This window comes from Mycolicibacterium nivoides, from assembly GCF_003855255.1.
GTDB lineage: Bacteria > Actinomycetota > Actinomycetes > Mycobacteriales > Mycobacteriaceae > Mycobacterium > Mycobacterium nivoides.
Map to the genome: position 1 here is coordinate 1,275,621 of NZ_CP034072.1, position 26,416 is coordinate 1,302,036.

Here is a 26,416-nt window from a genome sequence, read left to right on the forward strand (position 1 = left end):
CGTCAGCCCAGATGGGCGCTGTCGTCGTCGAGGTCGTCGCGGCTCAGCCCCATCGGGGTCGCGGCGGGCACGTCGCCGGCTGCCACCACCTGCCGGGTGATCGGTGTCAGCACCCGGAACAAGGTGGTGACCTCGTCGTCGGTCAACGCGTCCAGCGCACCCAGGGCCAGGGCATCGGTCCGGTCCTCGACCACCTGCTTGACGTCTCGCCCGGCGTCGGTGAGCTCACCCTGGCCGTCGAGCCAGCCGCGCGAGCGCAATTGTTCGACGTAGCCCGCCCACTGCTCGTCGTCGTAGTCGCGGCCGCGCATGATCATCTCGCGCGGCACCCGACCGGCGGCGGCGTGCAGCACATTGCATTCCCGTCCGCTGATCCCCTCGGCGACCAGTACGGCGATATGGCCGTCGCCGCGTTGCTCGCGCAGCAGGGTGACCGCATGCCAGAGCTTCGCGATCGGTTCCTCCGGCCAAGGCAGGGCCCGGTTGGCGGCGTAGAGCGGCCGGCCGTCCAGCGGCGCGGTGCGGGCCGCCTTCGCGGCCAGCTCGGCCGCGAGGCGGGTCGACTCGGAGTCGGTCACCCCGGAGCGACGCAGTGCCGCGACGGCCGACTCCGACCGCACCTGCAAAAGCTTTGCCGGACTTGCCTTGTCCCAGGCCGCGGGTAGCGCCCTGGCCACCCGCGCGATGGTGAAGTTGTAGAACGCCGCGGCGACGACTTCGGGCGGCACGATGCCCAGCGGCGCCGAGCGGGCGCCGAAGTAGCCCATCCAGAAGCCGGGATAGCCCAATTCCGCGAACGCCGCGAGCGACTCCGGGGCGAAGTAGGTGACCCCGTGTACCGGCTCCAGCCGGTCGAAGAAACGCCGTGCCAATTCCGGAGTACGACCCATACCGCTAGTTAAGCATCGGGACCGTTGCCGTCGATCACCGCGGTGGCGGCCTCGTCGATGATGGCCCGCATCGCCCGTTCTGCGCCGTCCTCGTCGCGTAGCCGGATCGCCCGGGCCACCTCGTCGTGCAACGCGATGGCGGCCGGGTTGGGGGAGTCCGGCATCAGGCCGTGCTGGGTGCGCCCGGCCAGGACCTCGGCCACCACGTCATTGAGCGCGCGGAACATCTCGTTGCCGCTGGCATCGAGGAGCGTCTGGTGGAAAACCTTGTCCGCCAACAAGTAAGCGTCGAGGTTGCCGGAACGGCCGTGCACCACCATGTCCGAAACCGCGGCGGCCAGGATCCGGCACTGATCCGGGTTGGCCCGCCGGGCGGCGAGTGCTGCGGCGGCCGGTTCGAAACCCCGCCGGAGTTCCGACAGCGACGCCAGCAGCGCGGCGCGGTCGCCCGCCTGCAAGCGCCAGCGAATCAGCCTGGGGTCGAACACATTCCATTTACGCGCGGGCTGGACGGTGATCCCCACCCGGCGTCGTGATTCCACCATGCCCATCGATTCCAGGACCCGGATCACCTCCCGCGCGACACTGCGGGATACCTCGTGCTCGGTGCTGACCCGGTCCAGGGTCAGCACCTGCTCAGCCGCCAGCTCACCGGAGACGATGCCGGTGCCGAGCGCGGTCAGCAGGCTGGCATGCAGCGCACCGACGTTTGAAGGCGAGGACACGGTTACATCCTGTCATATCCGACATTGGGTGGTGAAAGATCAGATCTAATCGTGACCGTCTTGCAAACGTATGCCTTTTAAGTCATGCTGTGTGACGGCAGACACATATCTTGAGGGCGGATGTATGGGTTCACCAGTCGTGGTCATGGGTGTATCGGGGTCGGGCAAGTCGACCGTCGGCGCCGCGTTGGCGCAGCGGATGCGGGTGCCGTTCGCCGATGCCGACGACTTTCACCCCGCGGCCAACATCGCCAAGATGTCCGCGGGCCACGCCCTCGACGACGACGATCGCTATCCGTGGCTGGAGTCGATCGGTGAGTGGCTCGCCAAGCACCACGACGGTGGCGTGATGAGCTGCTCGGCGCTCAAACACAAGTACCGCGACCAATTGCGGCGGCACTGCACCGATGTGGTGTTTCTGTTTCTGAGTGGCTCAGCCGAGGTGATCCGTCGGCGCCAGGCCAGTCGTCCCGGACATTTCATGCCGGCCGCCCTGCTGGACTCCCAATTCGCGACGCTGGAGCCGCTCGGCCCCGACGAGGTCGGCATCGCCATCGACGTAGATCAGAGCATCGATGACATCGTCGATGAGTACATTGCCCAATCCGACACTGCGACAACAGAACAGGAGAACCGATGACCTCGGCGCTCACTCATCTCGCGGCCGGGACGGAGCTGGTTGAGCCGGTGGCGGGCGGCGCGCAGCTGGTCCTGGCCGCACTGGCCGGCATCGCCCTGATCGTCGTGCTCATCACGATCGTCAAACTGCATCCGTTCCTGGCCCTCATCTTCGGCGCGCTGACCGTGGGCATGGCGGCGGGCGAGAACGTCAGCGACGTGCTCGCCTCGTTCTCCACCGGCTTCGGGTCCACTGCTGCCAGCGTCGGGATATTGATCGCTCTCGGTGCGATGTTCGCCAAGCTCTTGGCCGACTCCGGGGGAGCGGACGAGATCGTGGACACCATCGTCGGGCACGCCTCACCGCGGGCGCTCCCGTGGGCAATGGCGTTGGTGGGCGCGATCATCGGCCTGCCGATGTTCTTCGAGATCGGTCTGGTGCTGCTGATGCCGGTGATCTACCTGGTGGCCCGCCGTTCTCAACTGTCCCTGATCACGGTCGGCATCCCCGCGCTGGCAGGCCTGTCGGCCATGCACGGATTCGTACCACCACACCCGGGACCCGTCGCCGCGATCTCATTGCTCAACGCAGACCTCGGTGTCACCTTGGCCTTGGGTGTGCTGGTCGCGATCCCGACGATCGTGGTGGCAGGTCCGTTGTTCGGCAAGCTGGCCGGACGCTGGGTGGTCCTCGAGGTCCCGGACCGGTTCGACGCCGCCGACTCCACGGCGGGCCCGACGGGCGCGGATGCCGGCGGCGGTGCCACGACCGGCACGACCGCTACGAAGGCGCGACCGACCTTCGGGATCACCATGTTCAGCGTCCTGCTGCCGGTGGCACTGATGATGGGCAAGGCGCTGGTCGACATCTTCGTCGAGGACAAGTCGCACCTGCTGCGTCAGACGTTCGACATCCTCGGGCAGCCCTTGATGGCGTTGCTGATCGCGGTGGTGGTCGGAATGTTCACGCTCGGCGGCGGCGCCAAGATGAGTCGCGACCAGATCGTGAAATGCATCGAGTCATCGCTTCCGCCGGTGGCCGGCATCATCTTGATCGTCGCGGCCGGTGGCGGATTCAAACAGGTTCTGGTCGATACCGGGATCGGAACCCTGCTCGCCGAATGGGCCAAGGGCGCCAACCTGTCAGTGGTACTGCTGGCGTGGGTGTTGGCCGTGCTGATCCGGTTGGCCACAGGGTCGGCCACCGTGGCCACCATCACCGCGTCGTCACTCATGCTCGGACTGGTCGAGGGGATGAGTACCGGGGAGGTGTCCCTGGTGGTGCTCGCGGTGGGTGCCGGCTCGTTGTTCTTCTCGCACGTCAACGACGCCGGATTCTGGCTCGTGAAGGAGTATTTCGGGATGACGGTCGGCCAGACGATCAAATCGTGGTCACTGATGGAGACGGCGCTGTCGGTCTCCGGCCTGATCTTCGTCCTGTTGCTGGGCCTGGTGGTCTGAGCCGGTTGACCGGCCCCGGCGTGAGATGCCCGATTCAACGGGCATCTCACGCAACGGGTTTCAGCCCCGGACCACCTGCGTGCCGCCGGCGAGTTCGTCGTGCTTGCCCTGCTTGGTGGGGCTCGAGCTGATGGTGACCGCGATGACGATCATGGCGACGATGGCCAGGAAGCCACCCACGAACGGGATGATCGTCAGCAGGGTGAAGGCATTGCGGATGGCCGATTCCTTGGCGGTCGGCTTCGGTGTGTTGCCCGCGCCGTGCACGGCCAGGCCCAGCACCTTCTTGCCCGGTGTCGCACCCGTCGCCACTTCGAAACCGACGAAGTAGACGAACATCAGCAGTCCGGTGAACAGGCCGGTCACCCAGTAGCTCGACAGCGAGTCGGTGACGAACGACAGGAAGAACGCCACGATCGCGACGAGGATCCCGTCGATCACCCGGGCCAGCCAACGTCGCCCCAAACCGCCGGGGGTCTGCGTGCCGTAGGGCGGGGGATAGCCGCCCGGCGCCTGCCCGCCGTAGGGCGGTGGGTAGCCGCCGGGTTGTCCGTATTGTCCGAATTCCGGTTGATAGTCACCCGTGGTCATGCCACAACGCTACCGATCAAGGCGCTGGTCGAGTTGAGTTCGTGCGAGATCGGCAAGAGCAGCGGAGCGTTCCCGGGCGGCCTCGGCCAGTTCGGGTGCGCGTTCGCGGGCGACATGGGCGAGTTCGCCGGCCCGTGCACGGGCGGCGTCAGCCACCTCGGGTCCGTGGTCACGCGCGAGTTGGGCCAACTCCGAGGCCAATTCGGTCGCCCTGTCCACGGCCGCGTCGGCAAGTTCGCGGCCGCGTTCGGCGCCGACGGCCAGACCGTGACCGATCTTCTCGGCGATGGCACTGTCAGCGAGGGCGTCACCGCCCGCCGCCACACCGGGAACGGCAGCGGCGACACTGGCCGAGACGTGTCGCGCGGCCCGGCGTCCGCGCCAGGCCAGCGACGGCTTGCCCGCGGTGTCGGCTGCCGCGATGATCAGACCGCCCAGCAGGCTCACATCGGTCAGAAACTCACGGCGCTGCCGCGCGGCGTGTTGCGGGTCGGAATCCTTCAAGAATGCCTGCGAACCAAGGCTTCCCGGAATCATCGTGACGGCAAGGGCCGCCGCGGTCAGGCGGGGCGCCCGCCCGGCGGCCAGCAGCAACCCGCCTGCCACCTGGACCACCGCGTTGACCCGCGCGACGGCATTGGCATTGTTGGGAACACCGGCCCCCACCGGGCCGGGCAGTGCGCTCAGCGCGCCGAGGGTTCTCTGTGTCGTCTCCGTGGAGGTACTCGGGTCGCGCAGAGTGTCCACACCGCGGGCGATGAAGGTCGCAGACAACATGGGACGGGCGATTCGTCTGATCAACATGGGCTAGGAGTTCCCCCAGCCCGCCAGAGCAAACCTGTGCGGTCAGCTCAGCGACGACCGGCCAGGAGAACTTCGCTGAGGTGGGTGGTGGTCTGGACTCCGTCGTCGTAGCCGCCCTGGTCGCCGAGGGCATTCATTATCGCCAACGTGTACCGCTGCTGCGGTCCCGCGAAACCGACGCTGTTGATCACCCAGCCGCCCTGTTCGAGTGACCAGCCGTCCTTGTTGCCGGGATTCATCGCCGCACCGGCACCCCAGACACCCCACTGCTGGTTGGCGTCGACATGCTGCAGTGCGTCCACGATGCCTGCCGTTTCGGCCGGCGTGAGGCTGGTCAGCGTGTAGTTCATCAACCGGTCCAGATCCTCGGGCGTGGCCTTCTGGAAGCCCCAGTACGGGAAGGTCTTGCTGAACCCGCGTTGCGGTTGCAGCCCGGTCAGCCCATACGCCCCGAAATCGGCGTTGAAAGCCTGGTGGTCGGCGCCGCTGTACCGGGTCCACAAGGTATCGGCGGCGTCGTCGTCGGACGAGTGCAGCATCGCTGCCATCAGGGTCCGGTCCGAATCGGTCAGCGTCACGGTCCCGGCCCGTTGCCTGGTCATCAGGTCGACCACCATGCCCAGCTTGATCGTGGACGCCGTCCACACCAGGTCGCCGGCGTGCGCGTTCCGGTAGACGGCGCCGGTGGTGCGGTCGCGCAGCACGTACCCGACCGTGCCGGGGCGGCTCGCCAAATAGGCGTCGGCGGCGGCGACGCGGTCGGCGAGATCGCAGTCCGTCCCCGTCGTGCAGGCTGCCCGCGCCGACGGGATCGTGATGCCGCACGCCATCGCGACGAGTACGCAAACAGAGAACAGGAGGCGGTGCACAGGAGTAGCTTCGCAGGCGTGCGTCCCATTGCCGGCACCGACGGTGGGCAATGAACTACGACTGGGAACCATTGGGCGAGGGTGTGTGGCGCACCCGCCTGCCGTTCCTGGATGTGACGGTGGGACTCGTCAGTGGCCGCACGCACGCCCTATTGGTCGATTCCGGCACCACGTTGGCCGAGGCCCGCGGCATCGAGGCCGACGTTGCCGCGCTGACGGCGCGACGGGTCGGGCATATCGTCCTGACGCACAGCCATTTTGACCACGTCCTCGGCTGCTCGTGGTTCAACGAGGCCGAAATCCATTGCGCACCAGAGGTTGCGGCTGCCATGACATCGGGCCGGGCGCACCTGCGCGAGGATGCGATCCGCTACGGCGCCGACGCCGACGATGTCGACCAGGCCATCGCGGCGATGCCGGTCCCCGCGCACCAGGTGTCCGGCGGCGATATCGATCTCGGCGGTCGGACCGTGAGCATCCGGCGGCCCGGCCGCGGCCACACCGACCACGACCTGATCGTCACGGTGCCCGGCAGGCATACGGTGGTGTTCTGCGGTGATCTCGTCGAGCAGTCCGGTGACCCGGTCATCGACGCCGACTCCGACCTCGAGGCCTGGCCGGTCACCCTGGAGGCGGTGCTCGCCGCAGGTGGGGAGGACGGGGTGTTCGTCCCCGGCCACGGCGCCGTCGTCGACGCGCATTTCATCCGGCTCCAGCAGCGCTGGCTGAGCGCCTGGTCCGCTTCGTGATCCCCGCCGACAAATTTAGTTAGCCCATATGCGACGATTCGCCGATGACCGAGGTTGACGCCCATTTTGTGCAGTCCGAGCAGGACAGGTTCCAGCCGACCCGCTTTGCGCAGAGCCACTGGGGTGAGGATCACCTCAACGGCCCGGCGTTGGTCGGTCTGGCCGCGCGGGCGCTGGAGGCGGCCTTCGGACTGCCCGAATTTCTGCCCGCCCGGCTGACGGTCGACCTGTTCAAGGCAGCGCGCGGGGTGCCGACCACGACGAAGGTGGCGTTGGTCCGGGACGGTCGGCGGGTCCGCAACTCCGAATGCGAACTGGTGCAGGACGGCGTGACCGTGGCACGTGCGACGTTGGTGCAGTACCGGCTGAGTGCACCCCCGCGCGGTGAGGAGTGGACGTCGCCGACCCACTTCGAACCGCCGACCGCGCTCGATGGGGACCGGACCACCTATATGGGCAGTGACGCGGGCGGTTGGAGTCGCGCCATCGCCGAGCATCAGAACGCGTCGCGCAAGCGCTTCATGAATCGGACCATCACCGTGGTGCAGGGACAACCCAACTCACCCTTCGTGCGGGCCGCGATGGCCGCAGAGGGCACAAGCCTGGTGACCAACCTGGGCACCGCTGGTGTCGGTTACATCAACGGTGACCTGACCGTCGCCCTTTCGCGGTTGCCCGGCGACGAGTGGATCGGCGTTCAGGCCGATTCGCACTGGGCTGCCGATGGCGTCGCCGTGGGCGCGTCGACGTTGTTCGACAGCGCCGGGGCGTTCGGCACCGGCCTCGTCACGGCGATCAGCAATCCGGCGGCGCAGATCGATTTCTCCCACGACCCGTTTCCGGATCGCACCGCGCCGAGATGACCGCGTGAGCGGCGTACCCCATCGGGAAGAGGTTCTCGGCTCGCCGCCACCGGCACCGGTTCGGTTGTGCGCTGACGCGTGCGATCTGGGCCACAAGCCGCAGGCTGGATCGGTCTGACCGTCCATCCCGCGGCCCTCGTCTACGAGGAGTTTTCCCGAACCGCGATCACCGCGGCGACAGCTCGTGTTGGTCGATTTCGTAGTCCTTTTTGATCGGCCGGATTGGATCTCTTGTATCCGGCTTTCTGGTTGGGCATCGTGGCGGAGCTTCTGTACCACCCTTTGACCCCTGAGCAGCGCTCGCCACATCACCGATCGGCACGGTCATCTCCACCGTGCTCGGCTGCCCGGTACTCGACGCTCTTCGACCGACCGAAAGAACGCATTACATGCCTCGTACCGCCCTTCGCCATGCCCTGATGACGTCTGCCGCCGCTCTTTCAGTTGCGCTGGTTGGTGCCGGTTGCGGTAGTGGGTCCGAGACCGCGTCCTCGGGTGACAGCGGTACACCTGTGAGCGGTGGCTCCATCGTGTACGGCGCCGATCGTGAGCCCACCTGCCTGGACCCCCACAATTTCGGTGACATGCCGCAGACCTACGTTGCCCGGCAGTACCTCGACTCGTTGGTGTCCGAACGCCCCGATGGATCGGTGGTGCCGTGGCTGGCCGATTCATGGACGGTGTCGCCGGACGGCCTGGTTTACACCTTCACGATCCGTTCCGGCGTGAAGTTCCACGACGGCACCCCCTTGGATGCCGCCGCGGTGAAGGCAAACTTCGAGCAGATCCTGGATCCGGCGACGCAGTCGCAGACCGATACGGGTTACCTGCGGCCGTACTACAAATCCTCGCGCGCGGTGAACCCCTCCACCTTCGAACTCACGCTGTCCTCGCCGTATTCGGCTCTGCTCCCGGTACTTTCGCAGGCGTTCTTCGGAATCGAGTCGCCCAAGGCGATGGCCCGTGGGCTCGAGGCCAACTGCCAATCCCCGGTCGGCACCGGACCATTCATCGTCAGGCAGTGGAACCGCGGCCAGAGCGTCGAACTGGACCGCAACCCTGAATACAACTCGGCCCCGCAGGATGCCAAGCACCAGGGCCCGGCCTATCTCGAGCACGTCAGCTGGAAGTTCCTCGAAGACGGATCGGTTCGGTTCGCCGCGGTGCAGGGCCGCGACGCCGACATCATCTTCAACCCACCGCCCCAGCAGAAGGCCGCGTTGGAAGCAGACCGCAACCTGGTACTGCAGGCATTCACCCATACCGGACTTCCGAACGGCATCGCGCTGAACACCACCCACAAGCCGTTCGACGACAAGGCGGTACGCCAGGCGTTCATCCACGGCGCCAACGCCGAAGCCGCGGTCCGAAGCGCCTACCTCGGCGTGTTCGACTGGGAGCCGGGCCCGCTGTCGTCGACGACGCCGTACCTGCGTGAGGATCTGCGTGACTTCTACACATACGACCCGGACAAGGCGAACGCCCTGCTGGATTCCGCCGGGTGGACCACGCGCGATGCCGATGGCTACCGCACCAAGGACGGCAGACGGCTGACCGCTCAATTGGTCTACTCGTCCGATCCTGGCGACACCCCGCCCGCCGATGTGACGCTGTTCCAGAACATTCAGGCCGCCGAGAAGCAGATCGGCTTCGACGTGGTGCTCAAACCACTTCCCGCCGACCAGTACTACTCGGCATTCACCGACAAGGACGCCTACGACGGCCTGACCGGTGCATATTGGAACAGCCCCACTCCCGCCGTGCTGTCGATCGTGTATTCCACCGACTCACTCAAGGCTGCCCCGGGCAACAACATGTCCTGGGTCTCGGACCCCAAGATCGATGATCTGCTGCATCAGGCGGCAGCCTCGAACGACATCGAGCAACAGAAGAAGCTCTACGGCGAGGTCGAGCAGATCGTCGCGGAGAACGCCTATCACCTCGGGCTGTACCCCCAGACCACCCGCCTGGTCACCAAGAAGCGGCTCAAGGACGTCTGGATCGAGCCCTCGGAGGGCGAGCCGGTACTGCATGACGCCTGGCTGGCGCCATGAGGCGCCTGATGACCCGAATCGCCGGAATGATCGGAGTGCTCTGGGGCGCAGCGACGTTGACGTTCCTCGCCCAGCACCTGATGCCGGGCGAGCCGGCTCAGACGATCCTCGGCGGTGCCGGCTCCAAGCCCAGCCCCGAGCAACTGGCGGCGGTCAACGAGCAGTACGGATTCAACCGGCCGCTGCCGGTGCAGTATCTGGACTATCTCGGTGGATTGCTCCACGGTGACCTCGGGACGTCGTATGTGCTCAAGCAGCCCGTGTCCGACATCATCGGGCAGCAGGTGGGCCCCACGCTGGTACTGACGGTCACCGCACTGGTGATCTCCTGGGCGATCGCGGTGGTGGTCACCCTGCTCACTGCCCATCGCAGCCGGGTGCTGGCCTCCATCGGCTCGGGCCTGGAGATCTTCCTGGCCGCTTTGCCCCAATATTGGCTGGGCATCGTGCTTCTGGTGATCTTCGCGTTCCAGTTGCACCTGTTCCCGGTGGTCGGCGACGACGGCGTGGCCGGGTTGGTGCTGCCGGCCCTGACCCTGGCACTGCCCCTGGCGGGTTTCCTCGGTCAGGTGACCCGCGACGAGTTCTCCTCGGCAATGGAGCAACCATTCGCGGTGTCGGCGCGGGCGCGCGGCATGAGCGACTGGGCCGTGCGCTGGCGACATGCGTTGCGCCATGCCGTACTGCCCGGTCTGTCGTTGTCGGGTTGGGCACTGGGGTCGTTGTTCTCCACAGCCGTCATCGTCGAGATCGTGTTCGTGCGTCCAGGTTTGGGCCGCATCCTGGTCGATGCTGTCTCCAAACAGGACATGCCGGTCGTGGTAGGTGTGACGCTGCTGGTCGCGTTGGCGTACGTGGTGGCCAACCTGCTGGTGGACATCGCCTTCGTCCGTGTCGATCCCCGGCTCAGGACGGCATGAGATGGCGGTGCGTATCGCCGATGGGCTCACAGCCGGATCGGGCTTGGGCGACCGGGGCGGCAGGCGGCTTCGCCCCGGAGTGTGGGTCGCCGGTCTCTACCTCGGATTGATGCTGGCCTGGGCCGCCGTGCCGTCGCTGTTCACCGATGAGTCGCCGTACGACACCGATATCGAAGCGCCGCTGCAGGTTCCGTCATGGGAGCACTGGTTCGGCACCGACGCCTCCGGGCGTGACATCTACACCCGCGTTGTCTACGGCGCCCAGAGTTCACTCGCGATCGGCGTGGGGGCGACCGCACTGGCGCTGAGCGTCGCCATCGTGTTCGGCCTCGCTTCGGGGCTGGGCGGACGGTTCACCGATGGTGCGATCAGCCGGTTCCTGGAGGTCGTGCTGGCGCTGCCGGGCATGCTGGTCGCGTTGCTGTTCATCGCAATGCTCGGCCCGGGCGCGGCGACTCAGATCGTGGCGGTGGCGATCGGCTCGGCCGCCGGCTATGCGCGGATGATCCGGGGGCAGGTGTTGGCCGTCAAAGATTCCGGATACGTCAGTGCAGCAATCGCTCTCGGTCATCCACCGCATCGCATCGTCACCCGCCACATCTTCCCGAACGCGATGCGGCCCCTGGTGGTGCTCGGCACGATGGGGGTCGGCCAGTCGATCGTGTGGGCGTCTTCGCTGAGCTTTCTCGGGCTCGGCGTCGCGCCGCCGGCGCCGGAGTGGGGCGCCATGCTCAACGCCGGGCGCGACTTCGTTTCCACCGCCTGGTGGTTGGAAGTGTTTCCGGGACTGGCGATTGTCGGCTGCACCCTGGCGGTCACCGTCGTCGGCCGCTATCTGCAGCAACGGCTGGAAGGACGGCTGACATGACCGAGGTATTACCGGATCTGGTTGCGCGGACCGATCGGGCGCCGGTCCGGTTGGTCGACATCTCAGATCTCGAGGTCAGCTTCGGCACCGGAGACCATCGCCGCAGGGTGGTGCACGGCGTATCCCTGCATGTCGACGCAGGGGAGTGCCTGGCCATCGTCGGAGAATCCGGGTCGGGCAAGAGCGTCACCGCGCGCACTCTGCTGGGTCTGACCGGTACAGGCCCGAATTCCCCAGCGCGGGTGAGGGCGAACCGCCTTGAGGTCGCGGGCGAATCGGTACTGGGATACCGCGACCGGGACTGGCGAGCCGTGCGCGGCAAGCAGGTCGGGTTCGTGTTGCAGGACGCCCTGGTGTCCCTGGACCCGCTGCGCAGCGTCGGCGGGGAGATCGCCGAAACGTTGCGGCTGCATCGCTTCGGCAACCGCGCTCGACGCGCTGCCCGGGTGATCGAATTGCTCACCGCCGTAGGGGTTCCGGAGCCTCAACTGCGCGCCCGCCAGCTCCCGCACGAATTGTCGGGCGGTCAACGCCAGCGTGCGTTGATCGCATCGGCAATCGCACTGGACCCACCGCTGCTCATCGCGGATGAGCCGACCACCGCGCTGGATGTCACGGTGCAGGCCCAGATCCTCGACCTGCTGGCCGAGATGAAGGCGCGCGGCACCGGCCTCATCGTGATCAGCCATGACCTGGCTGTGGTGAGCCGGCTGGCCGACCGGGTGGCGGTGATGCGCGGCGGCCGAGTGGTGGAACAAGGGCCGGTGGCCGAGGTGCTCACCGCTCCATCGCATCCTTATACCCAGTCGCTGCTCGACGCGGTACCCGCCGCGCACCGCAAGGGCACCCGATTGTCGGGTGTGCCGCCGCGCCCGGTACATCCGGTGCGTCGCAGTGCGCCGCCTGCCGACGGAATCCTGCTGCGCGCTGACGGTTTGGTGAAACGCTTCATCGGGCCAGACGGAGTGGCCCGCGTGGCCGTCAACCATGTGTCGTTCAGCCTGGGGGTCGGCGAGACTCTTGGCATCGTCGGGGAATCCGGATCGGGCAAGACCACCACGGCACGGCTGGCGCTGGCCCTGTTGGATCCCGACGACGGCGCCGTACAGTTGGCCGGCGAACCGTGGACTGAGGCGGCCGAGGCCCAGCGGCGGCCCCGGCGCCGCCGGATCTCGGTGATCTACCAGGACCCGCTCGGATCATTCGATCCGCGTTGGACGGTGCGCCGGATCATCGACGATGCCCTGCCAACCGATCTGTTCTCGGATGCCGACGCCCGCCGGCGTCGCACCGAGGAGCTGCTCGGTGATGTCGGCCTGGACCGGGAACACCTGGACCGTCGGCCACTGTTGTTGTCCGGCGGCCAGCGTCAGAGGGTCGCGATCGCCCGAGCGCTGGCTTCCGAGCCGGACGTGATCGTCTGCGACGAACCGGTGTCCGCACTCGACGTCACCATCCAGGCTCAGGTGCTCGACCTGCTGACCGACCTGCAGGACCGACTCAAGCTGTCCTACCTGTTCATCTCGCACGACCTCGGTGTCATCCACCACATGGCCGACCGGGTTCTGGTGATGCGTCATGGCTGTGTCGTCGAGTCAGGCCCGGCTGCAGCCATTTTCGACAATCCGCAGGATCCATACACCCGTGAGCTGCTCGCGAGTCTCCCGACTGGCGAGTCCGAATCCGTTGCCGGAGGTTTACCGTGACCCGCCAGATCGTGCTCAATGCGTTCGACATGAACTGCGTCGCCCATATCGTCGCCGGAACATGGCGGCATCCGGAGTCGCAGGCGGTGCGCTACAAGGACATCGACTACTGGCTGGACCTGGCCAAGGTGCTCGAGCGTGGTCTGTTCGACGGACTGTTCATCGCCGATGTACTCGGCATCTACGACGTCTACGGGGGTGGTCCGGCGGCCGCGCTGCGTTCGGGTGCCCAGGTCCCCGTGAACGACCCACTGCTCGTGGTGCCGGCAATGGCCACCGTTACCAAGAATCTCGGCTTCGGCATCACCGCAGCCACATCGTTCGAACATCCGTATTCATTCGCCCGGAGGATGTCGACCCTGGATCACCTCACCAAGGGCAGGGTGGGCTGGAACATCGTCACCGGGTACCTCGAGAGCGCCGCGCGGAACCACGGGCTGGACACCATCACCCCGCACGCGGATCGTTACGACATCGCCGACGAGTACACCGAGGTGTTGTACAAGCTGTGGGAGGGCTCGTGGGAGGACGACGCCGTCGGCGTCGCACCGGATCGGGCGACCTATGCGGACCCGGCCAAGGTGCACCCGATCGCCCATGACGGCAAGCATTTCCGAGTTCCCGGGATCCACCTGTGCGAGCCCTCGCTGCAGCGCACCCCGGTGCTCTACCAAGCAGGCGCATCCAGCCGCGGCCGACAGTTCGGAGCCGAGAACGCCGAGGTGATCTTCATCGGTGCACCGACCAAGGAGATACTCCGTGAGGCGGTGACCGATATCCGGGCCCGCGCCGCGGCGGCCGGACGTGATCCCTATGACGTGAAGATCGTCAACGGCCACGTGGTGGTGACCGGTGCCACCGAACAGGCCGCGCAGGCCCGCTACGACGAGTTCCGGCGCTATACCGATCCCGAAGGTGCCCTTGCGCTGTGGTCCGGGTGGCTCGGAACCGACCTGTCCCGTTTCGACCTTGATGACCCGGTTGCGGTCACCGACAACGAGTTCCTGAAGTCCTCGGTGGAGATGTTCGGCCAGGGACAGTGGACGTTGCGGGATTTCATCGACGCGAAAGCCATCGACGCCGAAGGCGGGTTCACCGTCGGCTCGCCGACCCAGGTGGCCGACGAGCTGCAGGCGTGGGTGGAGGAAACCGATGTCGACGGGTTCAACCTCACCAACGTGATCACACCGGGGTCCTTCGTCGATTTCGTCGACCATGTAGTGCCGGAGCTGCAACGGCGCGGGCTGTACAAGACGTCGTATGAGGAAGGAACCCTGCGCCACAAGCTGTTCGGCCGCGGACCCCGACTGCCCGAGACCCACCGCGCCGCCAACTATCGCCACGCCAACCAGGAGGCAATCCGATGACATCCATCACTGTTGAACCCGTCACCTACGGATCTGAGCGGCTCGCCAAGCTGATCGCGGCTATCGGCGAGGGCGCGCTGGAACGCGAACGCACCGGCGAACGGCCGTTCGCCGCAATCGAGCTCATCCGCGCCGAGCGTCTCGGTGCGCTGCGCGTGCCCAGCGCCGACGGTGGCGGGGGAGCGAGTCTGCGTGAACTGTTCACCCTGGTGATCGAATTGGCGACCGCCGACGTGAACGTTGCGCACATCCTGCGCGGGCATTTCTCCCACGTCGAGGAGCGGCTGCGGCTCGATGCCGAGCAGCGCCGCCGGGTGACCGAGTTGGCACTGTCCGGCGCGATCGTCGGCAACGCCTCGACCGAACTGGGCTCGACCCCGGCCGGCGGGTTCACCTGGCAGACCAAGCTCACCCGCGACGGTGACGGATATCGGCTCAACGGGAAGAAGTTCTTCACCACCGGCACGCTGTACGCCGACTATGCCGAGGTGCTGGCCAGCAATCCCGAGGGTGCGTCGGTGATCGCTCTGGTTCCCACCGACCGGCCGGGATTCACTGTGGTCGACGACTGGGACGGGATGGGGCAGCGCGCTACCGGGACCGGCACCGCGACCTTCGAGGACATCGCGGTATCCGCCGACGAGGTGCTGGAGTTCGCGCCGCCGAACGCCGACGACGAAGAGCAGTCGCTGTACCTGTCCGGCGCGTTCTTCCAGCTGTACGTGACGGCATTGGAAGTCGGTGTGGTGCACGCACTCCGCAATGACGCGGTGGCGCATGTACTTCAGCGGCCCCGGAGCTTCGCCTGGGCACCCACCCCCACGGCCGCCGATGACCCGCTGCTGCAGCGCGAGATCGGTGAGATCGCGGCCGCCGCATACGCCGGGCAGGCCACGGTGCTGGCCGCCGCCGACGCCCTGGCCGTGGCGTTCGCGGCCGACAGCAGCGGGACCGACCCGGGCCTCGAACTCGCCCATGAGGCGTCCACGCAGGCCGCGGCGGCCAAGATCGTCGTCGATGCCCTGGCGCAGAAGGCGGCGGGGCAGATCTTCGATGTCGGCGGGGCATCGGTGGTGCGGCAGTCGCATCTGCTCGATCGGCATTGGCGCAATATCCGGACGCTGGCCTCACACAACCCGTCGTCATACAAGGCACAGGCGCTCGGCGCCCTTCACGTGCGTGGCACCCGGCTGCCTGGCAGCGGCTACTTCTGATCCGACTGGGCTCCCGCATCGGCAGGATCAGCGGCGGAACACCACCCACCGCATCGCGCTGTACATGTAGACCGCCTCGCAGCCGCCGGCAACGATGCGGGCCAGGTGGTACTCGACACCCACGGCGGCCAGCCCGCTGGATACCCCCAGGATGAACGCCAGGTAGTTGATCACGACGACCGCCACGTACACCGTCAGCTGAGGACCGACAGCAGCATGCGAGCGGAAGTTCAGGGTCCGGTTCAAGTAGTACGCGAGACCGAAGGCCGCGGCGTATCCGACGGTCACCGCGAGCGGTAGCGGTACCCGGAATACGCCGTGCAGGAGCGTGAGGATCGCCAGGTCGACGCCGAAGGTGAAGGTATTGATCACCGCAAAGCCGAGAAATGTCGGGGCCACAAGAGAATTCAGAGGCGCCGGCAGGGCGTGCACGACCAGTACGCACAACCGGTGGAACCGCTCGGCGGTGGATACCCGGCTTCGTTCGTCTCGCACATGGACACCGTGGCATCGGAAGGTGTCAGGTTCGTGAGCGCCGGGCGAACTCCGTGAAGTAGTCGACGGTATCGACATCGCCACGGTTGGTCTCGATGCTCACTCCGAGATCTCAACTCCCTCGTAGCTGGTCAGCATCTCGATGTTGGGCAACGCCATCTGCAGGTAGACGTCGATGTGGCGGATCTTGTCGTCGGCGGTGAACTCGTACACCGAGATCGAGTTGACCACCGACTCGAAATCGCCCATCTTCGTGCGTTCCTCGAGCTCGAGGAACACCACACCGTCGACCTCGCTGACCCGTTTGAACAAGCCGTCCCATTCCGAGGTGGTCGCCCAGTTGGTCAGAAAGCCGGTGTACTGGTCCCAGTTCATCACTTCTTTGAAGTTGCCCACCCGTTCGAACTCATCGATGGCGACCAGCTCCGCCAGCGGGGCCCAGCCTTCGACCCCGAAACCGGGTTGCTTGGCGGCGTCCACGAGCCGTTGGGTGGTGACCGCGTACCGCACCGCCGCGCGGCTCCGGCCGGTGTAATCGTCGACGACCTCACTGACATGCTTCAACGAGAAATCCTCTTCTGTAGTCATTTTCGAGACAGGATGGATCAGGAGTGGACGCCGGCCGATTCGAGGTACTTGTCGATGACCGAATGGAAGTGCGCGATGACGACTTCTTCCTTGACCAGGGCCATGTGCTCAAGCGCAGTGTTGCGCAACCCGATCTGCTGTCGGGGCATCTGCTCGTAATCCTGTTGCAGCGCTTCGAAATACTTGTAGCTGCCGGCCTCGTCGACGACGATCGGTGAGGCTGTGAACGCGGCTTTGGCCTCGTCCGGCAACCACATGTAGCTGGCGACGTGCCAGATGCACCGGTTGGGGTCTCCGTCGGGATGGGGCAGCGACATGATGATGTGCGCTTCGCCGGCGCGGATGGTCATGAAGAAGTTCGGGAACCACACCCATCCGTGGTTGTCGCTCATCTGAGCGTCGGTCAGCCCGCTGACGTCAAGTCCCATGGCGGTCAAGGTGTCTCGCGTCGCCTTCTGCAGCAGCGTGCGGGCGGTGACCCCCTCGGGAAAATTCAGCGACCCGTCGTCGCCGCGGTATTCGGCGACGAGTTCCTGGAAGCGGGGGATTACCGCGACAGTGGAGGGGAAGGTCTCGGGTAGGTCCATGATTCCGTCGACCTGATGCTCCGGGGTGGCGCCGACGACGTCGAACGGTGCCATCGACACACTGTGCTGCTCGAAGAACCGGTACCGGCTGGTGGCGGGATCGATGTTGATCACCCGCAAGAGCTGGGGGTGGATACCGTCGATGTGGTAACCCTCCTGGAAGGCGTCGAGCACGACCTTCCAGTTGCAGTCGATGGCTTCGGTCACATCCATCACGGTGACCATCTCATCGAGGTGGTACGGCGCCAGCATGGTCGCCACCTCGTCGCCGATGAAGTCCGCCAACGGAGCTGCATCCGGGTCCGGATTGAGGAAGATGAACCCGGCGAAGGTGTCCACCGCGACCTCGATCAACCCATGTGTGTCCTTGTCGATCGGACCGGCCAGCGCCTCCCGCAACATGCCCTTGAGGCGGCCATCCAGGTCGTATGACCACAGGTGGTACTGGCACAGGAAGCCGCGCTTGGCATTCCCGCGGGCCTCGCGGCACAGCGCGTTGCCCCGATGACGGCAGGCATTGACGAACGCGCGAATCGCGTCGTCCTTGCCGCGCACGATGATGTAGGACTGATCGAAGATCCGGTACTGCTTCCAGTCGCCGGCCTTGGTCAACTCATCGACCCGACCGACCACCTGCCAGACCTTCTTCCAGATCGAATCACGCTCCTGGGCAACAAATTCCGGTGCGACGTAGCGACTCGTCGGAATCTCCATCCGATACGCATCCGGGGCGATGTCGTCCAGGCGGGTGGCGTTCTCGACCCAATCTCCGGGGCGTGCTGTCTGCACGGGCGGACCTCCTCGATCGATATGTGGGCGGGTGAGGTGTCGCTGACGGCCGGTTGTTCCCCGCCCTGTCGGCGCCAGTGGTGGTTGTGACTGCGGTCACCACTATACATAGGCGTATGTCTTATACATCTGTGAATATAGACGGGCAAAGCGCGGCGATCGTGGGGGTGTTCCGGGTGCGGTCTCAGTTGGAGCTCATGGCTGAAAGTGCGGAGCAGGCGGTGATCTGGGCTGCGGGCTGATCTGCGACCGGGCGGACCCCGACGGCGTACCCCACCATCGGCTCAGCTTTGCTGCGCGGGCCTTCAAGGCGCTGGCGCTGACGGCTTGTGGACGCCCTGGCCCCGTCGGAGAGATCGAGACGTTCCGCCCCACCGACCTGCGGTGGTCAATTGGCCCATCTGCTGGCCGGACCGTGACAACACAAGTGCAATGACCTTTGACAGGATGGGGCTATGGCCGAACGCTGGACCAAACAACGCCGCCTGGAGCACACCCGCAACGTCCTGCTGGACGCCGCTGAGGAGGTGTTTGCGCGCAAGGGGTTTGACGGGGCCGCGCTCGAAGACATCGCGGAGGTCGGGGGCTACACGCGCGGTGCCATCTACTCCCATTTCGGGAGCAAGGCCGAGTTGTTCCTGGCGGTCATCGAACGGCAGCGCGAACAATTCCTCGACGGGTTCGCCGACGTCATCGCGACGTTTCACCGGCTCGAGGACCTCGACGCCGACGAACTCGGCGATCGGTGGCGGGACCTGGTCGCCGCCGAGGGGCCCGACCGCGCAGTTCTCGGATCCGAGTACACGCTGTTCTTGCTGCGCAATCCCGAGGCGCGGGAGCGCGTGGCCGCACAGCGGGAGGAGACGGTTCGCGCCCTCGCCGACTACGTCTCCAAAGGCGCTGCCCGGTTGGGAGGCCACCTGAGCATCCCTGCGCTGGACCTGGCCCGGGTCATTCTGGCTGCCAACGACGGCGTGACGCTCAACAGCCTGCTCGATGACCAGGCGGTTTACCGGCCGTTCCTTCGGATGGTTCTGGCCAATATCGTTGTCCCCAAGGGGAACAACTTGTGACCAAGACCGGACATCCGGCGCGCACCGGCGCGCTGATGGCCATGGCCTCCATGCTGTGCGTGCAGATCGGGCTCGCGGTTGCGGTCGGTCTGATCGATGACATCGGAGCCGAGGGTGCTGCGTGGCTGCGCCTGGCGTGGGCCGGCGTTCTGATGCTCGTGATCGTGCGGCCGCGCCCGTCGGCCTTCACCAAATCCGCATTCTGGACCTGCGTCGCGCTCGGCGTGGTCACGGCCGGAGTGACGATGCTCTTCATGGCGGCGCTGTCCCGGATCCCGCTCGGCACAGCCAGTGCGCTGGAATTCCTCGGCCCGCTCGGGGTCGCCGTGGCCCACGGGAAGGGGCGCAATCGGGTGCTGTGGCCCGGGCTGGCAGCGGCCGGCGTGGTGCTGCTCACCGAGCCCTGGACGGGCGACGTCGACCTCATCGGTGTGCTCTACGCGCTGTGTGCCGCGCTGTGCTGGGCCTGCTACATCCTGCTGACGCAACGGGTCGGCGACGAGGTGGCCGGCATCAAGGGGCTGGCGGTGTCCATGCCCGTCGCCGGCCTGGTCGGCACCGCGGTTGTCGGGCCGTCGGTGTTTCCTCAGCTGACGCCGCAGTTGCTGCTTATCGGCGTGGGGCTCGCGATCCTGCTGCCGGTGATCCCGTTCGCCCTCGAGATGTCTGCGCTGCGGTACCTGAGCACGGCCGCGTTCGGAACGCTGATGGCCCTGGAGCCGGCGTTTGCCATGCTGGTCGGTTTCGTTCTGCTCCACCAGGTCCCGGCCCCGGCCGCCGTGATCGGCATTTGCCTCGTGGTGGCTGCCGGGATCGGCGCGGCGCGTACCGGGGCGCGTACGACGCCGGTCCCTGCCGAGATCGGCTGATCAGGTTACGCTGGCGCCAATGGCACGTGGAATCTTCAATTCCCCGATCTCCCGCTGGTTCAATGCGGCCGCCGTGGGCCTCACCCGAGTTCCGGTGCTCGGCCGGTGGATCGGCCACGGTGTGGTGGTCATCCGGTACACCGGGCGCCGGTCGGGTCGCACGTTCGAGACTCCGGTTTCCGTGACGCGCGACGGCAACGAGGTGACCATCAACGTGATGGCGCCGGACAGCAAGAACTGGTGGCGCAACTTCCTCGACGGGGGCGGTCAGCTCACCTTGCTGAACCTGGACGGCAGCGACCGTACGGGGCACGCCGTTGCCCACCGTGACGGCCACGGCAAAGTGGCCGTCACGGTGCGACTCGACGCGACCTGACGTCAGGCGTCGATACGCTTGCGCCGGTAGAGCGTTCCGAACATGAGCAGTAGCAGGCTCACCAGCAGGATCGCCGTGGCCAGCACATTGATCTGCGGGGGTACCGCGGCCTTGACCGCCGCGTTGACGTACAGCGGATAGGTGACCGTCGAACCGCTGACGAAGTAGGTGATGATGAAGTCGTCCAGGGACAGGGCGAACGACAACATCGCAGCGGCCACGATGCCCGGAACGATCAGCGGCAGAGTCACTTTGAAGAACGTTCTGGTCGGGCTGGCCCCGAGATCCATCGACGCGTCCTCCAGCGTCCAGTCGAATCCGCGCACCCGTGCCCGCACCGTCATGGCGATGAAGCTCACCTCGAACGCGATGTGGGCGATGAGGATCGTGGTGTAGCCCGCCGCCCAGCCGAGGTCGAGGAACAAGGTCAGCAGCGAGGCGCCCATCACGACCTCAGGTGCGGTCAGCGGTAGCACCAGGAACGTGTCGACCGCCTTCTGCCCCCGGAACCGTTGGCGCACAAGCGCGATGGCGACCAACGTGCCGAGCACCACGGCGACCGCGGTGGATACCGCCGCGACGTTCAGGCTCAACTTGAGCGCATCGGTCAGCGCCGGGTACTTGAACGGGTGTGCCCAGTTGTCGAGGGTGAAGCCCTGCCAGGTGTAGTTGAACTTGCCCGCCGGCTTGTTGAACGAGAACAACACGATCACGAAGATCGGCAGGAACAGGTACAGCAGCACCAGACCGGCGACGATCCGCAGGGACCAATCACCCCACCGCGGTGATCCTTTGACCACCTTCGGGGTGGCCGGGCTTGTGGCGTCTGCCAACGCGGTCGACGTCATACGAGATCCTCCGTGCCCAGCGCCCGCGTGTAGAGCAACACCCCGACCAGGATGATCGCCATCAGCACCATGCTGAGTGCGGCCGCGGCCGGATAGTCCTTGACCACCAGGAACTGCTTCTGGATGACGTTGCCGATCATGGTGGTCTGTGTGCTGCCGAGGTAATCGGCGTTGATGAAATCGCCGGCCGCGGGGATGAACACCAGCATGCTGCCGGCCAGCACTCCTGGCATGGACAGCGGCAGAATGACTTTGGTGAAGCTGCGGGTGTTCGACGAGTACAGGTCTTTGGATGCCTCGATCAGGCGGGGATCGATCTTCTCCAGGCTCACGTACAGCGGCAGGATCATGAAGATGATCCAGTTGTAGGTCAGGCCCCCGATCACGGCCCAGCTCGTCGACAGCAGCCGTCCTTCGCTCGGCAGCAATCCGATCGATCCGAGTGCGCTGACCACCAACCCGTCGTCGGCCAGAATCGTCTTCCACGCGATGGTGCGGATCAGGAAGGTCACGAAGAACGGCAGGATGACCAGGCCCAGGATCAGATTCTTGTACCGGCCCGCCTTGAAGGCGATGACGTAGGCCAGCGGGAATGCCAGTAGCGCGCACAGCACTGTCGCCACCAGTGCATAGCCGAACGTCCGCAGAATCTGGTCCTGATATTCGCTGAACGCGTGCAGGTAGTTGCCGAAGTTCCAGTCGAACTCCAGCGTCGGCAGGTACACCGAACCGCCCGAAGTCGACAACGAGGTGCGTGCCAACGAGAAGAACGGCACCACAAAGAAGATCCCCAGGTACACCAACGCCGGCAGGATCATCAGGTACGGAGCGATCTTGCTCCGCTGCCGGTTACTGGTGGCTGCGCCCGCCATCGGCGTCAGCCTCCGGTCACTGCGGCGTAGAGACTGTTGAACTCCTGGGTTTGCTCGTCAGTGAGGGCGGGCCACGACTTGAGCTTGGCGAGAATGTCGGCGGGTGGGTTGATCAGCGGGTTGCCGGCCAGCTTGGGATCGATCTTGGCGAGCTCGTCGGTCATGTCCGACAACACCGGCACGAACTGGGTGAATGCGATCAGCTTGGCGTAGTTCGCCCGGTCGTAGACGTAGTCGATCCACGCTTCGGCGCCCTTCTGGTTCTGCGTGGTGTAGGGGATCACCATGGTGTCGATGAACCAGTCACCGCCGGACTCGGGCACGATGAACTGAAGGTCCGGGTTGTCGGCCTGCAGCTGCACCACGTCGCCCGAATATGCCTGGGCGACAGCGATGTTGCCCGCCGCCAGATCGTCGGCGTAGTCGTTTCCGGTGAACCGGCGGATCTGGCCCTTGTCCTTCTGTTCACGGATGAAATCGACCGCTTTGGTGATGGATTCGGTGGTCGGATCCTCGACGGAGTTGCCCTGCCACTGCATGATCATGCCGAGCCCGTCCTGGACGTCGGACAACAGGCTGACCCGGCCCTTGAATGCGGGATCCCACAGATCGTCGATCTTGGTGATGTCTCGCCCCGTCGCGGCCTTGTTGTAGGCCAGGCCCACCATGCCGGTCATGTACGGCGCGGTGTACTTGCGGCCCGGATCGGCCTTCGAGTTGAGCAGGTCCTCGCGCAGGTTCTTCTTGTTGGGGACGCGGGAGTCGCGGATCTCGTTGAGCCACTTGAGGCCTGCGAGCCGGACCGCCATGAACTCGGTGGGTACGACGAGATCGGCGCCGATGTCCTGCTTACGGGACAACGGTTCCTTGACCTTGGCGAACCACTGTTCGTTGTCGTTGAAATCCTCTTTGTAGTCCACCGTCAGACCGGACGCGGTCTGGAACGCTGCGACGAATCCTTCGGCCATGTACAGCGGCCAGTTCGAGATGCGGACTTCGCCGGTGGCCGGTGAGCCGTCGTCGGGGGCGGCCGACGATGTTGCACCTGAGCCTCCCTCGCCACCTGACCCGCACGCGGCCAGCACGGACGGACCCAGCGCGAGCGCGGCCGCGGCGGCCGCGCCGCCGCCCAGGAAGCGGCGCCTCGAGGTGCGATTCGCGGTGAGCCGGGCGAGAACTTGGGGATCGAATTGAGCGGGCATGGGCGACCTTTCTGAATTCGGGCGCTTTCGTCGATGAAGGGTGGGCGTGGGTCGGCTGGTGCCAATGCCTACGTGTCGTCGAGCATCTCTTCGAGATCCTCGGTGGTGGGTATGTCCGCGGCCGGAAGTACCCGTGACGCGTCCGGGGACCAACTCACGTGCACCTGGTCGCCCGGGCGCAGAAGGGGGAGGTCCTGCTCGGGGCCGACGTGGGCGATGATCGTCGAATCATCAGGTGCGGCAAGGGAAAGCCGGAGCACCGGCCCCTGGAAGGTCAGGTCCTTGACGGTGGCGGGCACGGTGGCCACATCCCCGGTGGGAACCTCCATGGAGACGCGGACCCGCTCGGGGCGGATCATCAGGGTGGCGTGGCCGCCGGGTTCGATGGTGGTGTCGCCGGGCTTGGCCTTGAGCGTCGTGCCGAGCACGTCGACCTCGACGAAGTCGCGGTTGGTTCGCCCGGTCTGCCGGCCCGGCCACAGGTTGGCCTGCCCGATGAAGCTGGCGACGAACACCGTTGCCGGACGATCGTAGATCTCGGTGGGGCTGCCGATCTGCTCAACGTTTCCGTTGTTCATCACCGCGATCCGGTCGCTCATCGTGAGCGCCTCTTCCTGATCGTGGGTGACGTAGATGAACGTGATGCCGACCTCGCGCTGAATACGCTTGAGTTCGAACTGCATCGCGTGGCGCAGTTTGAGATCGAGGGCGCCCAGTGGCTCATCGAGCAGCAGCGCGCTGGGGTAGTTGACCAGGGCACGGGCCAACGCGACCCGCTGCTGCTGGCCGCCCGAGAGCTGCCCGGGCTTGCGCTTGGCGAAGTCGGTGAGCCGGACGATCTCCAGCAGCTCGTCGACGCTGCGTTTGATCTCGGCCTTTTCCTTCTTCGCGCTGCGCGGCCCGTAGGCCACGTTGTCCCACACGGTCATGTGCGGGAACAGCGCATAGTGCTGGAAGACCGTGTTGACGTTGCGCTTGTGCGGTGGCACGCGGGAGACGTCGACGCCTTCGAGCCGGATGGCACCCTCGGTCGGGCTTTCGAATCCGGCGATCATGCGCAGCGTGGTGGTCTTCCCGCAGCCCGAGGGGCCGAGCATCGAGAAGAACTCACCCGATGCGATGGAGAAGTCCGCCTCGGCTACGGCTAGGTAGTCGCCGAACCGTTTCGTGACGTGGTCGATCTCTATGACGGGCGCGCCGGTGCGTGGCGAGCCGTCGTGTCCCGTCGACTTGTCGACGGCGGTGATATCTGGGCCGGTCAGCGGAATCCTCCTCCAGTACAGCCGGGAAGCTGTCGGTAAACAATCGCCGATGGAGCCGACCTTCGCAACCGTTTCCGCAATGAATTAACAATTTTTCAATGGAATCCTTTGTCTGAACCGGCTTGACAGCGTGATTCCATAGCGTGGCAGGCTAACGGCCACGGCGGGTGCGGTCGGTCCACGGTCTGGAAGGGCAGTGACTGGCTGGAGTCAAGTTTCGCAGCTCAGCGGGCCGTCACGACGGGAAACCGGCGACTGGAGGAATCAGCCCCACTCGTGGTTCATGGCGCGGGACTCGGACATGGTGCGCACGGACTCGCCGTGGCGGTCGGGGGCGCGGGATACCGCGATGAGAGCCATCGCCAGGGCGGCTGTGACCGCTCCGGCGACGAAGATCGTCACGAAGCTGCCTTCCGACGGCACCATTCGATGCCCGAGCAGTACCGCCACGACAGCGGCCGCAACGGAGCTGCCGATCGTGCGGGCGATCGCGTTCATGCTCGTGGCGATGCCCGTCTCACTGGCGTCCACCTCGCTGACGACCAACGCGGGCAGGGCGCCGTAGCCCAGGCTGATATAGGCGTTGGCCAAGACACCTGCCACGACGACCTGCCAGGGACGGCCATGGGCCACGGCGAGCATGACGAATCCGGCGATCCCGGCGACAGCGGCCACCACCAGTACTCGGCGGGCGCCGTACCGGTCGATGTACCGGCCGCTGACGAGTGCCACCAGAAAACCGGTCAGCGCTCCGGGCAGCAGGAAGTAGACGCTGGCTTGCAGCACACTGGCGCCGAATCCGTAGCCGGCGGCCTCACGTGACATCTGCACGAACTGGGTGAGGCCGAGGAAGGCGAAGTACAGCCCCATTCCGACCAAGATCGTGGCCAGATTGGTCAGCAGGATGGGTCGCCGGGCCAGCATCGTGGTCGAGACCAGGGGATCGGCGGCTCGTCGTTCCCACCACCACCAGCCGATCAGCACGCCGATACCGCCGGTCAGAAAGCCGAGCGTCCCCGGGTGGGTCCAGCCCCACGAGTTGCCCTGGGTGATGGCCAGCAGCATCGACGACAGCCCGATCGCCAGGCCCGCGGCGCCCAGCCAGTCGATCGCGCCGCCGGCGGCAGGCTTGCGGTTGGGCACGACCACGACCGCCACCACGATGACGACGGCGGTGAATGCGGTGGTGAGCCAGAAGACCCGGTGATACCCGGCGTCGCCCGACATCAAGAGGCCGGTGACGACGAGGCCGACGCCGCCGCCGAAACCCAGCGTCCCGGACAACACCGACATGGCGCCGACCAGACGATCCTCGGCGAGTTCTTCGCGCAGGATCGCGATGCTGATCGGATAGAGCGCGTACGAGGCGCCCTGCAGGATGCGGGCTGCCACCAGCAGCGGTACCGACGCCGTGACCGCGGCCAGCACCGAACCTGCCAGTACGACCACCAGCACGCCGAGCAGGACCCGCTTCTTGCTGTAGAGGTCGGCCAGCCTGCCGATCAGCGGGGTCGACGCGGCGGCCGCCAGCAGGTTGGCGGTGACGGCCCAGCTGACCGCCACCGACGAGGTGTTCAGCTGCCTGGCGATGATGCCAAGGATGGGGACCACTGCGGTCTGCAGGATGGCGACGGTGAGGGCCACCAGACTCAGGCCGACGATCAGGACACCGGGGCGACGGGGTATTCCGGGCACCGCGGGGGAGGCGGACCGGTCGGTTTCGGTCCTGGCCACGTCCCGCTCCGATCCATAGCTA

At 66.1% G+C, this 26,416-nt stretch carries 26 protein-coding genes; 13 read left to right on the forward strand and 13 right to left on the reverse strand.

All coding sequences use genetic code 11. The annotated features are described in order from the left end of the window. Positions 1–2: 2 nt before the first annotated feature. Together EH231_RS05995 and EH231_RS06000 are read right to left on the reverse strand one after the other, a co-directional pair. On the reverse strand, positions 3–890 hold the full coding sequence (locus EH231_RS05995; RefSeq protein WP_090434286.1) for an SCO6745 family protein: 888 nt from the start codon (positions 888–890) through the stop codon (positions 3–5). Positions 891–898: 8 nt separating this feature from the next. Further along, complete coding sequence (locus tag EH231_RS06000) at positions 899–1,615, reverse strand: FadR/GntR family transcriptional regulator (RefSeq protein ID WP_090434289.1); 717 nt, start codon at positions 1,613–1,615, stop codon at positions 899–901. A gap of 124 nt (positions 1,616–1,739) precedes the next feature. On the opposite strand from EH231_RS06000, the gene EH231_RS06005 reads away from it, so the two are divergent. After that, on the forward strand, positions 1,740–2,255 hold the full coding sequence (locus tag EH231_RS06005; protein WP_090434294.1) for a gluconokinase: 516 nt from the start codon (positions 1,740–1,742) through the stop codon (positions 2,253–2,255). Then, positions 2,252–3,694, forward strand: coding sequence for a GntT/GntP/DsdX family permease (locus EH231_RS06010; RefSeq protein ID WP_124712064.1), 1,443 nt, complete (start codon positions 2,252–2,254; stop codon positions 3,692–3,694). The genes EH231_RS06005 and EH231_RS06010 overlap by 4 nt, the downstream gene beginning before the upstream one ends. Before the next feature lie 60 nt (positions 3,695–3,754). On the opposite strand, the gene EH231_RS06015 is transcribed toward EH231_RS06010, so the two are convergent. The 3 genes from EH231_RS06015 to EH231_RS06025 form a co-directional block, all read right to left on the reverse strand. Next, a complete protein-coding gene (locus EH231_RS06015; protein WP_124712065.1) occupies positions 3,755–4,285 on the reverse strand; it encodes an RDD family protein in 531 nt (176 codons plus the stop codon). Between the two features lie 9 nt (positions 4,286–4,294). Beyond that, positions 4,295–5,062, reverse strand: coding sequence for a DoxX family protein (locus EH231_RS06020; RefSeq protein WP_124712066.1), 768 nt, complete (start codon positions 5,060–5,062; stop codon positions 4,295–4,297). 74 nt (positions 5,063–5,136) lie between these two features. Then, on the reverse strand, positions 5,137–5,919 hold the full coding sequence (locus tag EH231_RS06025; RefSeq protein ID WP_124714196.1) for a serine hydrolase: 783 nt from the start codon (positions 5,917–5,919) through the stop codon (positions 5,137–5,139). Positions 5,920–6,008: 89 nt separating this feature from the next. Between EH231_RS06025 and EH231_RS06030 the strand changes: the two genes are divergently transcribed. The 8 genes from EH231_RS06030 to EH231_RS06065 all read left to right on the forward strand — a co-directional run bounded on the left by EH231_RS06030 (position 6,009) and on the right by EH231_RS06065 (position 15,699). Continuing rightward, positions 6,009–6,707, forward strand: a complete 699-nt coding sequence (locus tag EH231_RS06030) for an MBL fold metallo-hydrolase (protein WP_090434309.1) — start codon at positions 6,009–6,011, stop codon at positions 6,705–6,707. A 44-nt stretch (positions 6,708–6,751) separates the two neighbouring features. Next, entirely contained in the window at positions 6,752–7,570 is an 819-nt protein-coding gene (locus tag EH231_RS06035; RefSeq protein ID WP_124712067.1) for an acyl-CoA thioesterase domain-containing protein, read from the forward strand. 512 nt (positions 7,571–8,082) lie between these two features. Continuing rightward, positions 8,083–9,624 carry an ABC transporter substrate-binding protein gene (locus EH231_RS06040; protein ID WP_241177894.1) on the forward strand — a complete coding sequence of 514 codons (1,542 nt, stop codon included), beginning with the start codon at positions 8,083–8,085 and terminating at the stop codon, positions 9,622–9,624. A gap of 8 nt (positions 9,625–9,632) precedes the next feature. Beyond that, positions 9,633–10,544: an ABC transporter permease gene (locus EH231_RS06045; protein WP_234939915.1), complete on the forward strand. Its 912-nt coding sequence runs from the start codon at positions 9,633–9,635 to the stop codon at positions 10,542–10,544. Position 10,545: 1 nt separating this feature from the next. Further along, the gene (locus EH231_RS06050) at positions 10,546–11,412 is read left to right on the forward strand and encodes an ABC transporter permease (protein ID WP_090434320.1); all 867 of its coding nucleotides are present in this window, start codon (positions 10,546–10,548) and stop codon (positions 11,410–11,412) included. Continuing rightward, positions 11,409–13,118, forward strand: coding sequence for a dipeptide ABC transporter ATP-binding protein (locus EH231_RS06055; protein ID WP_124712069.1), 1,710 nt, complete (start codon positions 11,409–11,411; stop codon positions 13,116–13,118). The genes EH231_RS06050 and EH231_RS06055 overlap by 4 nt, the downstream gene beginning before the upstream one ends. Continuing rightward, positions 13,115–14,485, forward strand: a complete 1,371-nt coding sequence (locus tag EH231_RS06060; RefSeq protein WP_124712070.1) for an LLM class flavin-dependent oxidoreductase — start codon at positions 13,115–13,117, stop codon at positions 14,483–14,485. Before EH231_RS06055 ends, EH231_RS06060 begins: the two co-directional genes overlap by 4 nt. After that, positions 14,482–15,699, forward strand: coding sequence for an acyl-CoA dehydrogenase family protein (locus EH231_RS06065; protein WP_090434331.1), 1,218 nt, complete (start codon positions 14,482–14,484; stop codon positions 15,697–15,699). Before EH231_RS06060 ends, EH231_RS06065 begins: the two co-directional genes overlap by 4 nt. A gap of 27 nt (positions 15,700–15,726) precedes the next feature. Here the strand turns inward: EH231_RS06065 and EH231_RS06070 are convergent, their stop codons facing one another. The 3 genes from EH231_RS06070 to EH231_RS06080 all read right to left on the reverse strand — a co-directional run bounded on the left by EH231_RS06070 (position 15,727) and on the right by EH231_RS06080 (position 18,158). Next, complete coding sequence (locus EH231_RS06070; RefSeq protein ID WP_241177895.1) at positions 15,727–16,194, reverse strand: GtrA family protein; 468 nt, start codon at positions 16,192–16,194, stop codon at positions 15,727–15,729. 99 nt (positions 16,195–16,293) lie between these two features. Beyond that, complete coding sequence (locus tag EH231_RS06075) at positions 16,294–16,782, reverse strand: hypothetical protein (RefSeq protein ID WP_124712072.1); 489 nt, start codon at positions 16,780–16,782, stop codon at positions 16,294–16,296. Between the two features lie 17 nt (positions 16,783–16,799). After that, the gene (locus EH231_RS06080; protein ID WP_124712073.1) at positions 16,800–18,158 is read right to left on the reverse strand and encodes an aromatic ring-hydroxylating oxygenase subunit alpha; all 1,359 of its coding nucleotides are present in this window, start codon (positions 18,156–18,158) and stop codon (positions 16,800–16,802) included. A 455-nt stretch (positions 18,159–18,613) separates the two neighbouring features. Between EH231_RS06080 and EH231_RS06085 the strand changes: the two genes are divergently transcribed. Genes EH231_RS06085 through EH231_RS06095 form a run of 3 tightly spaced genes read left to right on the forward strand, consistent with a single transcriptional unit; the run spans position 18,614 to position 20,476 of the window. Further along, entirely contained in the window at positions 18,614–19,231 is a 618-nt protein-coding gene (locus tag EH231_RS06085) for a TetR/AcrR family transcriptional regulator (protein ID WP_090434343.1), read from the forward strand. Between the two features lie 35 nt (positions 19,232–19,266). Then, positions 19,267–20,100, forward strand: coding sequence for an EamA family transporter (locus tag EH231_RS06090; RefSeq protein ID WP_124714197.1), 834 nt, complete (start codon positions 19,267–19,269; stop codon positions 20,098–20,100). Between the two features lie 19 nt (positions 20,101–20,119). After that, complete coding sequence (locus EH231_RS06095) at positions 20,120–20,476, forward strand: hypothetical protein (protein ID WP_090434346.1); 357 nt, start codon at positions 20,120–20,122, stop codon at positions 20,474–20,476. 2 nt (positions 20,477–20,478) lie between these two features. Here the strand turns inward: EH231_RS06095 and EH231_RS06100 are convergent, their stop codons facing one another. From EH231_RS06100 to EH231_RS06120, 5 genes are all read right to left on the reverse strand, one after another. Further along, positions 20,479–21,324, reverse strand: a complete 846-nt coding sequence (locus EH231_RS06100) for an ABC transporter permease (RefSeq protein WP_090434348.1) — start codon at positions 21,322–21,324, stop codon at positions 20,479–20,481. Then, positions 21,321–22,196: an ABC transporter permease gene (locus EH231_RS06105; protein WP_090434351.1), complete on the reverse strand. Its 876-nt coding sequence runs from the start codon at positions 22,194–22,196 to the stop codon at positions 21,321–21,323. The genes EH231_RS06100 and EH231_RS06105 overlap by 4 nt, the downstream gene beginning before the upstream one ends. A 5-nt stretch (positions 22,197–22,201) precedes the next feature. Beyond that, a complete protein-coding gene (locus EH231_RS06110) occupies positions 22,202–23,398 on the reverse strand; it encodes a polyamine ABC transporter substrate-binding protein (RefSeq protein WP_090434353.1) in 1,197 nt (398 codons plus the stop codon). 68 nt (positions 23,399–23,466) lie between these two features. Further along, positions 23,467–24,495, reverse strand: coding sequence for an ABC transporter ATP-binding protein (locus EH231_RS06115; RefSeq protein WP_234939916.1), 1,029 nt, complete (start codon positions 24,493–24,495; stop codon positions 23,467–23,469). 429 nt (positions 24,496–24,924) lie between these two features. Then, positions 24,925–26,394, reverse strand: a complete 1,470-nt coding sequence (locus EH231_RS06120) for an MFS transporter (RefSeq protein WP_124712074.1) — start codon at positions 26,392–26,394, stop codon at positions 24,925–24,927. Positions 26,395–26,416: the final 22 nt, after the last annotated feature.